The sequence below is a fragment of the Streptomyces sp. URMC 126 genome (assembly GCF_051386555.1).
GTDB lineage: Bacteria > Actinomycetota > Actinomycetes > Streptomycetales > Streptomycetaceae > Streptomyces.
Genome location: NZ_JBPQTX010001375.1, coordinates 1 through 234, shown reverse-complemented (window position 1 = coordinate 234; position 234 = coordinate 1). Strand labels below are relative to the sequence as shown.

The window sequence follows — 234 nt, the reverse complement described above, 5'->3', positions numbered from 1 at the left end:
CTCCACCACCAGGTCCAGCTCGGGGCAGGAGACGGCGAAGTCGTCGCGCAGCGAGGCGTGCCCGGCGGTCAGGACCGGGCCGATCGAGCGGGGGTCGCCCGCGTCGAGGAGGCCGACGACCTCCTCCACCCGCCGGTTCTCGGTGACCACATGGCGCACCAGCGGCCGCAGCACCGGATCGGCCAGCCCGGTCAGCGCCGCGTCCAGCTCCCCGTACGGGACGTCGCGCAGGGC

Annotated in this window: 1 pseudogene; it reads right to left on the bottom strand. The window is 75.6% G+C overall.

Annotated features, from left to right (window positions below):
* Positions 1-234, bottom strand: a pseudogene (locus tag ACSNOK_RS36335) (galactokinase); the annotation flags it as partial.